This window comes from Methylobacterium brachiatum (assembly GCF_020523825.1).
Lineage (GTDB): Bacteria > Pseudomonadota > Alphaproteobacteria > Rhizobiales > Beijerinckiaceae > Methylobacterium > Methylobacterium brachiatum.
This window is the reverse complement of record NZ_JAJALK010000005.1, coordinates 203,517-216,845: the sequence shown is the minus strand read 5'-3', so window position 1 is coordinate 216,845 and position 13,329 is coordinate 203,517. Positions and strand designations below refer to the sequence as shown.

Annotated in this window: 13 protein-coding genes; 8 read left to right on the top strand and 5 right to left on the bottom strand. The window is 68.3% G+C overall.

Going from position 1 to position 13,329, the window contains the following annotated elements:
* Window positions 1-119 precede the first annotated feature (119 nt).
* Window positions 120-1,031, bottom strand: coding sequence for an ADP-ribosylglycohydrolase family protein (locus LGR69_RS13815; RefSeq protein ID WP_122161540.1), 912 nt, complete (start codon window positions 1,029-1,031; stop codon window positions 120-122).
* Window positions 1,032-1,380: 349 nt separating this feature from the next.
* On the opposite strand from LGR69_RS13815, the gene LGR69_RS13810 reads away from it, so the two are divergent.
* The 7 genes from LGR69_RS13810 (at window position 1,381) to LGR69_RS13780 (ending at window position 8,182) form a co-directional block, all read left to right on the top strand.
* On the top strand, window positions 1,381-1,935 hold the full coding sequence (locus LGR69_RS13810) for an AbrB/MazE/SpoVT family DNA-binding domain-containing protein (RefSeq protein WP_230366369.1): 555 nt from the start codon (window positions 1,381-1,383) through the stop codon (window positions 1,933-1,935).
* Between the two features lie 582 nt (window positions 1,936-2,517).
* A complete protein-coding gene (locus LGR69_RS13805; protein WP_230366368.1) occupies window positions 2,518-3,384 on the top strand; it encodes a proline iminopeptidase-family hydrolase in 867 nt (288 codons plus the stop codon).
* Window positions 3,385-3,755: 371 nt separating this feature from the next.
* The gene (locus LGR69_RS13800; protein WP_230366519.1) at window positions 3,756-4,436 is read left to right on the top strand and encodes a Crp/Fnr family transcriptional regulator; all 681 of its coding nucleotides are present in this window, start codon (window positions 3,756-3,758) and stop codon (window positions 4,434-4,436) included.
* A 22-nt stretch (window positions 4,437-4,458) separates the two neighbouring features.
* The gene (locus LGR69_RS13795) at window positions 4,459-4,980 is read left to right on the top strand and encodes a FecR domain-containing protein (RefSeq protein ID WP_230366367.1); all 522 of its coding nucleotides are present in this window, start codon (window positions 4,459-4,461) and stop codon (window positions 4,978-4,980) included.
* A 116-nt stretch (window positions 4,981-5,096) separates the two neighbouring features.
* Complete coding sequence (locus LGR69_RS13790; protein WP_230366366.1) at window positions 5,097-6,863, top strand: CHASE2 domain-containing protein; 1,767 nt, start codon at window positions 5,097-5,099, stop codon at window positions 6,861-6,863.
* 145 nt (window positions 6,864-7,008) lie between these two features.
* The gene (locus tag LGR69_RS13785) at window positions 7,009-7,302 is read left to right on the top strand and encodes a hypothetical protein (RefSeq protein WP_091862204.1); all 294 of its coding nucleotides are present in this window, start codon (window positions 7,009-7,011) and stop codon (window positions 7,300-7,302) included.
* A 151-nt stretch (window positions 7,303-7,453) separates the two neighbouring features.
* The gene (locus tag LGR69_RS13780; RefSeq protein WP_122161537.1) at window positions 7,454-8,182 is read left to right on the top strand and encodes a winged helix-turn-helix domain-containing protein; all 729 of its coding nucleotides are present in this window, start codon (window positions 7,454-7,456) and stop codon (window positions 8,180-8,182) included.
* A gap of 391 nt (window positions 8,183-8,573) precedes the next feature.
* On the opposite strand, the gene LGR69_RS13775 is transcribed toward LGR69_RS13780, so the two are convergent.
* Window positions 8,574-9,242, bottom strand: coding sequence for a phytochelatin synthase family protein (locus LGR69_RS13775; RefSeq protein WP_230366365.1), 669 nt, complete (start codon window positions 9,240-9,242; stop codon window positions 8,574-8,576).
* 149 nt (window positions 9,243-9,391) lie between these two features.
* The gene (locus LGR69_RS13770; protein ID WP_230366364.1) at window positions 9,392-10,216 is read right to left on the bottom strand and encodes an SDR family NAD(P)-dependent oxidoreductase; all 825 of its coding nucleotides are present in this window, start codon (window positions 10,214-10,216) and stop codon (window positions 9,392-9,394) included.
* A 450-nt stretch (window positions 10,217-10,666) separates the two neighbouring features.
* Here LGR69_RS13770 and LGR69_RS13765 point away from each other — a divergent pair, with 450 nt between their 5' ends.
* A complete protein-coding gene (locus tag LGR69_RS13765) occupies window positions 10,667-11,245 on the top strand; it encodes a DUF3291 domain-containing protein (protein WP_230366363.1) in 579 nt (192 codons plus the stop codon).
* A 113-nt stretch (window positions 11,246-11,358) separates the two neighbouring features.
* Here the strand turns inward: LGR69_RS13765 and LGR69_RS13760 are convergent, their stop codons facing one another.
* Window positions 11,359-12,714 (bottom strand): cytochrome P450, encoded by a 1,356-nt coding sequence (locus tag LGR69_RS13760; protein ID WP_230366362.1) that lies wholly within the window; start codon window positions 12,712-12,714, stop codon window positions 11,359-11,361.
* A gap of 205 nt (window positions 12,715-12,919) precedes the next feature.
* On the bottom strand, window positions 12,920-13,321 hold the full coding sequence (locus LGR69_RS13755) for a hypothetical protein (protein ID WP_230366361.1): 402 nt from the start codon (window positions 13,319-13,321) through the stop codon (window positions 12,920-12,922).
* Between the last annotated feature and the right edge of the window lie 8 nt (window positions 13,322-13,329).

Here is a 13,329-nt window from a genome sequence, read left to right as displayed (position 1 = left end):
GCTACGGTGCATCCTCCGCCAGACACGTCAGCATCGATGATGCACCCTCACAGATCGGGACTGCACACCGAGAGCCAGTAAGAGCAGCCGGACCGACACGAGGCGAGCCATGGCACGGCTTACCGAACTGGAGCGACCGTAAGACGGACGAGCTGCGTGGCGAGGGTCTCCAGCTGCTCGCGCCAGGCGAGGGGCCCCAACCAGCGCTGCGGGATGGCCGATGCCCCGAACACCGCGCCGGCGATCTGGCCGGTGACCGCACCGACCGTGTCGGCGTCCCCCGCGAGGTTGACGGCGAGCACGAGCGCTTCCTCGAAGCCGACGGCCTGGTCCGTGCACCAGAGCGCGGCTTCCAGGGTATCGATCACGTAGCCGGAGGATTTGATCTGCGAGCGTGCCTTGCCGCGCCAGGTACCCGCAGCGATGTCTCGGATCCGGGCGGTCCCATTCCACGGACGGGACCGGAGCGCATCCTTGCCGGCGCCCTGGATAGCCTCACGCAGGATCCGGACGAACAGGTCGCAGGCTTCGACCGCCTCGGCTGCAGCGTGCGTGGTGCGGCTCTGATCTCGGGCGATCTGTACGGCCCGGGCCTCGTCGTCGAGCGCCCGGAGCGCCACCGGCGCGACCCGCATCAGCGAGCCATTGCCGGCGGTGTCGGGGGCGGTGGAGCCCGCGAACGGATCGCCGGTCCGCATGAACCGGCTCAGGGCCTGCCGGGTGGTGAGGCCGATGTCGAAGCAGGTACCGGTGCAGGAGTAGGTGCCATCTTCCGCCCAAGCTACGAAGCGCCGCATCAGGTCGGTGGGGTCGAAGTCCGGGTGAGCGATCAGGCTCTCGGCCAGAGCCAGCGCCATACTGGTGTCGTCGGTCCACTGACCCGGCTTCAGGTTGAAGGGACCGCCGCCGAGCATCTCGGTGTGGAGGGGATGCGTATCACGGGGCTCGAATTCCAGGGTCGCGCCGAGAGCATCACCGACGGCGAGGCCCAGGAAGGCACCGCGGGCGCGGTCTTCGATCGATGGGGACATGCTGATTACTCCTGTCCAGATGCCGTATCGCGGTCCATTCGGTTGAAGGTGTTCGAGCGGGCTATTTCTTGGGCGGGATCCGTCGCGCCAGCATCCCGACGACCTCGCCTCGCGTGAAGGCTCGGCTGAGACGTGGGGTGTTCCCCGAGCCAACTGGTCTGATAATTTGGGAGGAAGCCGTAGCCGGGCACCCCGCAGGAGCGCTGGCACGCCCGCTTATCCACCCCATGCTACTGTCTATGGCATGGGAGGACACACCGCAGCGAGTTGGCAGCTGCCATAGGCGGACCGCCTCATCGTGACGGTTTTTCCCTCTCACCGACACCCAGGAGGAAACCGGGACGCTGCGATGACGACGCCTTTGCGAATGACCGTCGAAGTCACCGAGGACGGGGAAATGATGCTGCCCGCGGAGATCCGGTCCGCCCTGGGCCTGACCGGTGCCGGCCAGGTGATCCTCGCCCGGGACGAGGACGGTATCCGGATCACCACCAGGGATCAGATCGTCAAACGCGTTCAGGCATTGGCGGCGCCCTATTTGCGGGGTGCTGGATCACTGGCCGACGAGCTGATCGCGGAATGCAGGGCGGAAGTCGCCCGCGAGGATGCCGAAGACGCCGCCAATCGGGCTGCTCGCCAGCGTCCCGGTCTGGACCTGGCCGGGGCTGGCAAGCCGGGTGATGCCGGTGGTGGTGCCGGTGAGCGCGATCACCCCACCCTGGACGTTGCTCACCGGCCCGGCGAGCACGCCTGCGGCCTGGACCAGGCCGGTGTTGGACAGGCCGCCGGTGAGGGTTCCGGTGGTGACCAAGGTGCCGGATTGGCGACGCGTCCGGCGTGGAACTGGCCGCCCTCGGTGAGGGTGACGGTGCCGGCATTGTCGAGGGTGCCGGTGAGGGCGTAGCGGCCGGAGACGGTCAGGCTGGCGCCGGCGGCGTTGGCGAAGCCGGCATCGGAGGCGACCGGCCCGGTGACGACATCAGCGCCTCCCTCGCCGATCAAAGTTTCAGCCGCAAAACTCGTCGTAAGACGTTCGGAGGCGGCTCACAGACATGAGGCATCCCCCGGCCCAGGATCTTCCTGATAGATGACAGCTGTAACCAGAATTTCTGTTTCTGTAGCAGTCACGCAATGCATGCATCTGATGCTCGTCCCTCATGTTACAATTCGAGAAGGCCCTTGGAAATCAGCGCGAAGGCCCGCGTCGGTTCGAGATCGCGAAGGTGATCGGTGGGTATGCATCGCGGCCGGTCGAGGCATCGGCGCTCAGGATAACGCGCTGTTCCTCGCGGACACTCGGCGACCTCGTTCTCGAGGATCGAGTCCAGGCAGATAACGACGCTTTATGGCATTGCGATCGGGTCACAGCATGATGCAGCCGGACAGGCGACACGTATTACTCGGGTCAGCGGCCGTCGGCGCGGGTGCAATGCTGCGGTCGAGGACGGCATCGGCTGCGCCCGTATCGACCGATGATCCGGGTGCTGTGACATGGATCGTGCTCCCGAACGGGAACAAGGTCTGGACGCAGCGCCGCGGCTCCGGAGAAAAGAAGGTTCTGCTCGTCAACGGCGGCCCGGGATTGTCGCACGACTATATGCAGTGCTTCGCCAGCTTCCTGCCGCAAGCGGGCTATTCGCTGTACTTCTACGATCAGCTCGGCACCGGCGCCTCCGATCGTCCGGATGACCGGAGCCTGTGGACGCTGCCGCGATATCTCGATGAGCTGGAAACCGTGCGTGCCGGGCTCGGCCTCGAACGGTTCGTGCTGATCGGGCACAGCTGGGGCGCGATCCTGGGGATCGAATACGCGTTGCGTCGCCCGGAGCGGCTGGGCGGGTTCGTGCTGTCCAATATGAGCGCCAGCTTCGCCGATTACGGGGCCTACTGGCGTCACCTGCGCGATACGCTTCCGGAAGACGTGCGGATGCGTCTTACGGCGTTGGAGGCGGCTGGGCTGGGCGACAGCGAGGCGTACGCCGACCTCGTGCAGCGCGAACTCTACAGCCGCTACATCTGCCGGCTCGACCCCTGGCCGAGCCCCGTCCAGCGCAGCCTTTCCGGCCTCAACACGGACATCTACAGGCAGTTGCAGGGACCGAACGAGTTCACGCCGACGGGTGAGCTGAAAGCGTGGGACCGGTGGGCGGATCTGCACCGGATCGCGACGCCGACGCTCGTGATCGGCGCGCGGTACGACGAGATGGATCCGGAGAGTGCACGTCGCGAGGCGCGGCTCATTCCGAATGCCGAGCTGTTCCTGAGCGACAGCGGCAGTCACCTCGCCATGTGGGACGACCAAGCGAACTACTTCAAAGCCGTGCTCGGCTTTCTGAGCCGACTTCCAGCCTGAAGTCGCATCCCCGTACGAGGCCGTCATCATTTTCTCAGACGCAGGCGTGGCTCCGGCTTCCATGCGGCCCCGTGCTGGCTCGCCGTCGCACGGGGCGCGCCGCTCCCGAAACTGCGGTTCGGGGAACGTCCGCGGCGTCGAAGGTTCGGATCGCGCCTGTGCCTGCGCCGCTTCGAGCGCGCCCTTGCGTCGTCGGCGCGCTACGCAGATGCTGCCGCCCGGACTCCGAGATGTCGGGTATTGGCCGCTCCATGATAGGGGCACCCGGCGTATTGGTGCGGGTTCCTGCCCAGAGAAGCGAATTGGAAGCCTTGCCGACCGGTCCAGGAAGCGCGCATAAGCCGGCCTTCGCGGGCCAGAGAGACGAAGTCGTGAGCACGTCGCACACGCTCATTCGGCTGCTCACAGCGAATGCCTTCTTCGCCGGACTCGGTTCGGACGCCATCGAGACCATCGCCGGCCTCTGCACGACGCGCAGTCTCGCGCGGCACGAGATCCTGTTTCAGAAGGGCGACCCGGGCGACGCGCTCTACGCGGTACGCCGCGGCCAAATTCGCATTGGGGCCGGCACCGACGCCGGGCGTGCCGTCACGCTCAACCTGCTGGGGTCGGGCGACGTCTTCGGCGAGATCGCGTTCCTGGACGGCCATCTGCGGACCGCGGAGGCGGTGGCCCTCGAGCCGACCGATCTCTTCGTCGTCGAGCGGCGGGACTTCCTCAAGCTGCTGGCCCGCGACGCGACCCTGGCGGCGCAGATCATCGGCCTGCTGTGCCAGCGTCTGCGCTGGATGAGCGACCGCATGGAGGAGGCGACGTTGCTGCCGCTCGACGCGCGCCTGGCGCGGCGTCTGATCATGCTGTCTCAGGATTACGGTGCCGAGATCCCGGTGACGCAGCAGGAACTGGCAGCCTTCGTCGGCGCGGCCCGGGAGAGCGTCAACCGGATCCTTCAGGATTGGCGGGGGGCGGGCATCATCGATCTGGGCCGCTCGCGCGTCACGGTGCGGGTTGCGCAGCGTCTCGTCGCGTTCGGGGATCGGGCGCAGACATGACTTGGCGAGGGAGTCTGATGGAATGAGAACCGGAGCGCGTCTTGCGGTGGTGGCCGTCCTCACCGTCGTCGCGGGCCCCGTCGGCGCCCAGACGCGCTGTACGGAGACGACGCGCTTCGACCCACCGCTGCGGGTTCTGCGGTGCGCCGACGGCCTCGTGCTCGAAACCGAGGCGGCGGGCACCCTGCGGCCGGTGGATCGGGACGGCGACGGGCACCTCGAAGGGGCCGAGATCGGCGGCCACGCGGTCTTCGTCACCATCCCGGCGAGCCGCCGCGTCCGCCGCGAAGGCTTTCAGATCCTCACCCCGCATGCGATCGCCTCGGTCCGCGGCACGGTCTACGCCGTCGACGTGACCCGCGCGCGCACCTCCGTTTTCGTCGAGCAGGGCCATGTCGACGTGGCCCGGCGCGGCGCCCCCCAGATCTCGGTCACGCTGGGGCCGGGCGAGGGCGTGGATGTCGATGACGGCCGCGACGCCCTGGAGGTGCGGCGCTGGCCGCAGGAGCGCGTCAGGAGCTTGCTCGAGCGTTTCGGGCGTTGAGCGCCGCCGACCGAAATCCCGTCCCGAGGACCGATCAAGGTTTCCGCCGAACCAAGCGCTGGTTCGTATGCGCCGCGTTCCTAGGCGCGCTGGGATGGGGGGCCTGGCTCGGCCATTTGCACCTTGCTGGTCGCGCGACGCCGCTCGATCGCGTCGAATCGGCGCTCACCGACCTGCGCCTGCGCCTTGCGGGTCCGCGCACGCCACCCGCCGACCTCGCGGTGGTCGCGATCGATGACGAGACCGTCCGGCGCGAAGGAGGCTTCCCGGTTTCGCGGTCCACGATGGCGCGGCTCATCGAGACGATCGCGGACGCAAACCCGCGGGTGATCGCCGTGGACGTGCTCTTCCTCGATGTCGGCCGCCAGCCGGAGGCGGATCGCGCGCTCGCCGCGGCTCTCGGCAAGACGAACGCCGTCCTGGCTTCGGCGGCGGTCTTCGACGGCAGCGCGAGCGAGGACGGTATTCCGGTCGCCGCCGCCGTACACCGGCCGACCCCGGAGATCGGCGAGGGGATTGCCTCGGGCCTCGTCAACGTGACCGAGGATGCTGCGGGCGTTCCGCGACACCTTCCACTGATCGTGCGGACGAGCGAGGGCGCGTCGGCGGCCTTCGTCCTGCGTGCGGCGGCCCTGGCGGCCCGCAGCGATCCGGTCCTGACCAAGGGCCGCGTCCAGATCGGGACCGCCGCGATTCCCCTGGACCTCGGCTATCACCTTCCGCTGCGCCCCTACGGTCCGCGGCGCACCATCGCCACGGTGAGCGCGGCGTCCCTCCTCGACGGCACGGCGCCGGCCGCAGCCTTGGCCGATCGCATCGTGGTGATCGGTGCCACGGCACTCGGAGGCGGCGACACCTTCGTCACGGCGTTCGACCCCGTCATGCCCGGCGTCGAACTCCTCGCGACCGGCATCGCCCATCTCACGACCGGGCACGGTCTCGTCCGCGATGCGGCTGTGCGCCGGCTCGATGCTGCGGCGGCCCTTGTCCTGTCCGTCGGCGCCGCGCTGCTCATCGCGCTCCTGCCGCCGGGCCCGGGCATGATGCTCGTGCTCCTCCTGACCGCAGGGTGGCTGATCGCGGGCGCCTTCGCGTTCGCTCACGGCCTCTGGCTGAGTGCTGCCCTGCCGCTCGCCGCAGCCGGGCTTCCGACCCTGCTCTGCGCGGCCGGCCGCCAGACGCTGGAGCGTCGCCAGAGTGCGCGGGTGGCGCGGTCCGAGGAGGTCCTGCGGCGGCTCCAGCCCGCCGCCTTGGCCGACCGGCTCGCCCTGGATCCCGCCTACCTGGCGGAGCCGGTCGCGCGGGACATCCCGGTTCTGTTCGTTGATCTCACCGGCTTCACCCGCCGCAGCGAGCATCTGGGCCCGGTCCGCACCCGCGGGATGCTCAAGGCGTTCCACGATCTCGTCGACGAGACCGTGACGGGGCACGGGGGCCTCGTGGTCAATTTCATGGGCGACGGCGCCATGATCCTGTTCGGCGCGCTCGACCCGGATCCCGATCAGGCATCGAACGCCGTCGAAGCGGCCGAAGACCTGATATCGCGCACGCGGCTCTGGATCGCGCGCAATCCGGCTCTGTCGGAGGCCGGACCGGCCCTCGATGTGCGCATCGGGGCGCATTACGGGCCGGTGATCCTCTCCCGGCTCGGCAGCGACACCAACCAGCACATCACGGCCACGGGCGACACGGTCAACGTCGCGAGCCGCCTGCTCGCCGTCGCCGCGCAGGCCAATGCCCGGTTGGCGCTCAGCGCCGAGCTGACGGAGGCGGCCGGCCTCGCCTTGTCCCAGGGGACCTTCGAGCGGCGGACGACGTCGATCCGCGGGCGGACCCAGACCCTCGAGGTGTGGCTGCGGCACCGGCGCGAGACCCATTCGTAGCCCCGGCACCGGGATGGCCGATGTCCGGGGGTGCCGGCCGGCTTTCCGCTCTCACCGGAGGCCTCAAGCCGGAACTGTGATTCGGATCACAGTTCTACGGTTTCGTCCGGTGCATGGTGCCTGTACTGCAACAGGGAGATCCACCATGACGAAGACTTCAACCAAGACTGTGATTCTAGCCGGCCTTGCGCTGGCAGCCCTGGCCGGCGGGGCCGGAGGCGCCGAGGCCCGCGGTTTCGGGCACGGCGGGTTCGGCTATGGCGGTTTCGGGCACCATGGTGGTTTCCATCACGGTGGCTTCCATGGCGGCTTCCATCACCGCTTCGGCGGCTATGGCTGGGGGTATCCCGCGGGCGGCTATTACCGGAGCTCCTATTACGGCGGCTGTCGCCTGGTCTTCAGCCCCGCCTGGGGAAGCTACGTCCGCGCCTGCCGCTGAACCGACCTTGACGGACCGCCGGGCGGTTCGATGAGCCGGCGGACGGACGTCGAAGCGCTTCCGTCCCCCGAAGGACGTCGGGCCGACCCAAGCGGCAGCGCGCCCTTCCCGAAGACGTCTCCGCGCTCATGAGCCGACAGGAGCACGCGCCGTGCCCGCACCCGGTATTCGCATCCTGCTGCTCGACGACGACGCGGACGTGCAGCGGACCGTCTCGGACTACTTCTCTGAGCATGGCGTGTCCGTCACACCGGCGGCGACCCGGCTGCAGGCTCAAGCGCTGCTGGCCGACCCCACGGAGTTCGACCTCGTGGCGCTCAACCTGCGGCCGGGCTCGGAGAACGGGCTGGAGCTGTTGCGCGAATTGCGGGCGCGGAGCGACATCCCCGTCATCCTCACCACGGCGCACCGCCGCGACGAGCTCGATCGTGTGCTGGGTCTCGAGCTCGGCGCGGACGATTACCTCGTCAAACCTTACGGCCTGCGCGAATTCCTGGCCCGTGTGCGCGTCGTGCACCGCCGCGCCGCGGGACACGCCCGGCATCGTTCGCGCGACGCGCCGTGCCGACGATTCGAGGGTTGGGTCCTCAACCGGCGACGGCGGCGCCTGACCAATCCCGCCGGCGTCGATGTCGACCTCAGCAAGGGGGAATACGCCTTGCTCGCGGCCTTTCTCGACGCGCCGCAGCGCCCGCTCAGCCGCGAGTACCTCCTGCAGGCAACCCACATCCACGAGGACGTCTTTGATCGCAGCATCGACGTGCAGATCCTGCGGCTACGCCGGAAGATCGAGACGGAACCGAGCCAACCCGCCGTGATCCTGACCGAGCGCGGCGTCGGATACGTCTTCGCCGTTCCCGTCGAATGTGCGGCGCGCTGAGATCGCATATTCGCTCAGCCGGCCGTGGCCGCGAGCGAGACGGCACCGTCCAGTCGGTGGCTATGGGACGTGCACCTCGCGGTTCAGGCCTCGCGACGTGTCCGGACTTTGCCTCTTGCCGCTGTGAAGCCGTGCTCCGGGGCTGGGGGCAAGGCGCTGTGGGGGCCGGCGCGTGCGTCTTCCCCGGCCGCAGATCGGCCCGTGTCGGGAAGGGGCATGGCGGCGTGCACCGCGCTGACGTGATCGCGCCTCTCGCGCCGTGCCGTATCGGGATCACGCCCGGCATGGGCTGCGATCGGCCCGTCGATACGCGACCCGGCGGTCGCGACCGACGCGATGGCGCCGGGTCGCGTCGTCACCTAGGTCGCACTATTCGCGGGCGGGCTGTCCATCACGGCGACGGAAGAGTGGAATCGATGACCAGCAAGCCGCGGGCCTTGCCGGACGTGCCGTCGATCGTCGTCACGGCCTGCCAGAGGCGTTCCGTACCGACGAGGAACGGCGTGTAGTCTCCGTTCACGTCGCCGACGAAGACCAGGTCCCGGTCCGGCAGGTAGCCCAGAACCGGCGAGAAGTGCCCGGCGCCCCGGCTGAACAACGGCCCGCGATGGAAGTTCACGATCAGCCGCTTGCTCGGATCGTTGCTGCTGCGCATCGCCTCGCGAAACGCGGGCAACGACAGATCGCGCACGACACGCACCGGACGGTCGAGCCGCCTGCGGATCAGATCCGCCAACTCGTCCAGCGTCAGGCCGTTGATGAGGATGCCGAACCAGGGCTGGAACGCCGTGCCGCGGATGACATCGGCTTGCGAGAAATCGACTCCGAGCGAGCGCAGCAGGTTGGCCACGGTGGCCGGACCGCAGAAACTGGGGTTGCTCTGGTATTCGTACGGCCGTTGCCGGTATTTCTCGGCCACGGGCAGAGCCCAGGCCTGCGCCAGGAGCGCAGGATCGTGGAAGGTGGGCTGCGTCTCGATCGAGGTGACGGCCTTGTAGGCGTTCGGCCTGAGAAGGATCGGGCCGAGAACCGCCGCGCCGGCGATGCCGGCCAGGATCACGATCGCCCCGAAGACGGCAAGCAGACGACGCCCCCACGTCCAGCCCCGTCGGGCCTGTTCACTCGCCATGCACGCAGCACTCCGCTCTCATCAGGACAGGCCGCAGGGGCGACCGGGCGCAGACGCGCATTCCGGGTCCGCGCCCGGCCTCAGAACGCGACGGATACAGTCAGGTCCTTCCAGGCCCGGTCGGACGCGGCCACGGCATCGGCTGCGCGTTGCGCATAGGCATAGGCATCCTCGCCGATCAGGAGCTCGACCGGAGCATCGTCACGGCCGGACAGATCGACGATCGCCCGGGCCACCTTCCTCGGATCTGCGGGCTCCCTGCCGGACCCGGCCCGCAACATCTCGGCGAAGGGCCCGACCGTCTGCCGATAGGGCTCGCTGATCGCCGGGATCGTCATCGAGGAGCCGGCCCAATCGGTCCGCACGCCGCCCGGCTGCAGGATCGTCACCTTGATCCCCAGCGGAGCCAGCTCCTGCGCGAGGACGAGGCTGAAGCCGCGAACGGCAAACTTGGCCGCCTGGTATGCGGACAGGCCGACCGACGCGATGCGGCTTCCGACAGAGGCGATCTGGAAGATATGCCCGGCGCCCTGCGCGCGCAGGATCGGCACGGCCGCCTTGGAGACATGGACGGTGCCGAAGAAGTTCGTCGCCATCTGGTCCGCGAAGGCGTCCTGGCTCATGTCCTCGACCGACGCCAGGCTGGCATAGCCCGCATTGTTCACGACCACATCGACCCGGCCGAATGTGTCCTTCGCGTCGGCGACCGCCCGGCCGACAGCGGCGGCATCGGAGACGTCGAGCGCATAGGGGATTATGCGTCCGCGATACTGGATGACGAGATCGTCGAGGTCACCGGGGTTGCGCGCCGTCGCCATGACTTTGTGCCCGGCCTCGAGGGCGGCCATGACGATCGCCCGGCCGAGGCCGCGGGAACTGCCTGTCACGAACCAAGACTTCGGCATTTGGTCTCCCGTGTCGTGGCGTCAATAAAATCGCGTTTCGAAATGTATCGCATCGACGCGAGGTTCGTGTCTCGATAAAGCCGGCTTGTTACAGCGTCGATACGAATTCAAAATCTTTCGTTTCATATGTAACAATGCAAACAACTCTTAAATACGTTGACCGTACCAGGTTGATATTTATAATCTCAGGCTGCCGGTCTGATCGGCGCGACGGCCGCTTTGGACGGCCTCCGCCCTACGATCCCCACCACGAAGCTGTCGGCCGGTGCCGAAGACTTCGCCTCGGCAAGCCGAGCACGCGGCTGGACTGACCGATGATCGTGCGTCGGCATCAGCGAGGATGCGAGCGGGCATCATAATTCTCTGCCCTCAACGGATGTGCCCCAGGAATAGAGGCGTCTTGGGCAGAAAACGCAGCGCGATAGTCAATATAAAGAGAGAGAATGTCGGATGGCTCGGATCGCGCTCTACACATTCGGAATCTTGAAGGGCGCGTATCAGTCCGAGGCGCTGACGGAATTCGCCGGCATGGCCCGCATGATATTCCCGACCCTGGGCGGTGCGGACGGTTTCATCGCTCAGGCGGGGGATGCGCGTCCCGACCTGCTTGGCCGGGCCGGTCACGGTGAGGATTTCGGGGCCTGGGGCGTCTACGTGGCGCCGCGCTTCTTCGACGCGCGCTGGCAGGCGAGCGGCGCCAGCATGGTTCAAACGCTGTCGCTGTGGCGCGATTGCGAAGCCGCCCGCCGCTTCGCCTACAATGGGCTGCATCGCGACGCCCTGAAACGGCGCTCGGCCTGGTTTCAGCCGCCGCAATGGCCGGGTTACGTTCTGTGGTGGGTTCCCGAGGATGTCGTCCCCCTTGGTCGGACGGCGTCCGACGTCTGGAAATCCTGGCCGATGCGGGACCGACGGCATCCGGTTTCAGCTTCGCGCGACGCTACGATGAATCCGGTCGCCCCGAGCTCGCGAAGCAGGCCGCGCACTGACGGCGGGAGCCCCGGGTGGTATCCGGCAACGAGCACCTGAGCTTCGCTCCCCTGCCGCACCGGAAGACGTCACCCCCGTTCCGACACCAGCGTGTGATGGCTGCACGGATCCGGGCGCGTCCGATCCTTTCGGATGCCGGCCCGCCCGAGCGCCTAAGGCAGGCAGGGGCGCAGCGTGAACACCGGCACATGGCTCGGCCGCGTCGAGAACGATCCGATCGGCTGGACAGGAGCGGCCTGTTCCATCGCGATCGCGTTGCCGCGCAGGAGCCGCGCGAGGACGAGCACGCTCTCCGCCACGGCGAGTTGTGCACCGATGCAGACCCGCGGTCCGGCACCGAACGGCAGGAAGGTAAACCGGTCCGGCCTCGCAGCGCCGAGGAAGCGCGACGGATCGAAACGCGCGGGGGCGGCCCAGAACGCGGGGTTCCTGTGCAGCATGCAGAAGGGCAGGAGGACGAGGCTGCCACCTCGGACCGGTGATCCGCAGAGGTCGTGCGGGTCCCCGACTTCGCGGGCCGACATATAGGCCGGAGGATACAGGCGCAGGGTTTCCTCGACCACGGCCCGGGTCAGCGGCAGGCGCGCGAGCGCCTCTCCGGCCGAACCCGGCGACACGTCGCAGGCGCGCGCCTCGTCGCGCACGGCGTCCTGCCAGTCGGGGGCGTTGGCGAGGAGATAGCACGCCCAGAAGAGCGTCAGCCCCGTGGTCTCGTGGCCGGCGAAGAGCATCGTCGACACCTCGTCGGCCAACAAGCCCTCGTCCTGGTCCTTGTAGGCATCCGCCAGCATATCGAACAGGTCGCGCGGCGTATCCGGCGCGGCCGTGGACCGGCGTTCCGCGATGACGGCGGCGATGATCCGCGACCAGCGCCGCCGAAACAGGGCGCGCCGCACATCCGTCGGTGTCAGCAGCGTCGATGGCAGCAGGAAATCGCTCGCGCGGGGACGTCCGATCGTGGCGGAATAGAACAGGAGCAGGCGCCGCAGCTCGGGCCCGAACCGCGCCGTCTCCAGCGAGAACATCGAGCGCGCCGCGATATCCAGGCTCAGGTCCTGCATCGCCGACAGGAGATCGATCGGGCCGCCCTTCGCGGCTTCGATCCGCGCGCAGGTCGCCTCCGCGCATGCCGCGATATGCTGCGAGAGGACGGGCAACGTCCGCGGCGTGAAGGCGGGTGCGAGCGTGCGCCGCTGCCGCCGCCAGGCTTCCCCCTCCGCCGCGGCGAGGCCCCGGCCGAGGATGGGACCGAGCACGCGCCCTGTCGCCCGCACGCGGCGGAACCGGTCCGGATGATCCGCCAAAACATGACGCATGGCGTCGGGGGTGGTGGCGAGGATCAGGTCTGTGATGCCCAGGCGGTACGTGATCGCCGGCGCGGTGAAGCACCGTGCCGGGAATGCCGAGAAGGCGTTGCGCCGGACCCGCATGAGCACGCCGAGACCGGTGACGCGGTCGGGTGCGAGCGGCGGCGCCGGCGGTTCGAAACGGTGGCCAGGGCTATGCATGGTACCTTTCGCCTGACCTCATCCGGGTCCCGGATATCCCGATCCGACGCCGCTGATACGGCGCAGACTATCGAACGGACCGCCGTCCACCGGACGCGAGCCGGCATCGCCCGCCTGCGCACGCGCTGGAGCGGCGCCACATATTCGGCGCGTTCTCTGCCTGGAAACCCGGCGGCTGGAATCCAGTCAAAGCCCCTGCTGGACGTTACTTGCTTCCGGGGCAGAGCTTATACGATACGCCCCCTTGGTCGCCAGCCGACCCATCCGCGGTCTTGAAGCTTCGGCGCGACTGCACGAACACCGTCTCGGAGGTGGTGGTGGGCGCGACCGGGCTTCCGTCCCCGGCGGCGGCGCAAGAGGTCGCGATTCTGTACGTCTTGCCGTGCGCGTCCACGATCCTGCTGACGCATTTGCTGTCGTGCGGGCCGCCCAGACCCTGCCCGTCATAGGTCCTCAAGGCAGCAAGCGGTGCACCCTCGCAGGCCAGATCCGCCTGGACGTAACTGCCGTGGGACAGCGGCAGCGGCTCCGCCTTCAGGGACCCGGCGCAGGCGACGGACGCCGAGAACACGCCGGCGGCGTAGAGCAGGGGAGCAACGGGTTTCATGCGCGTAA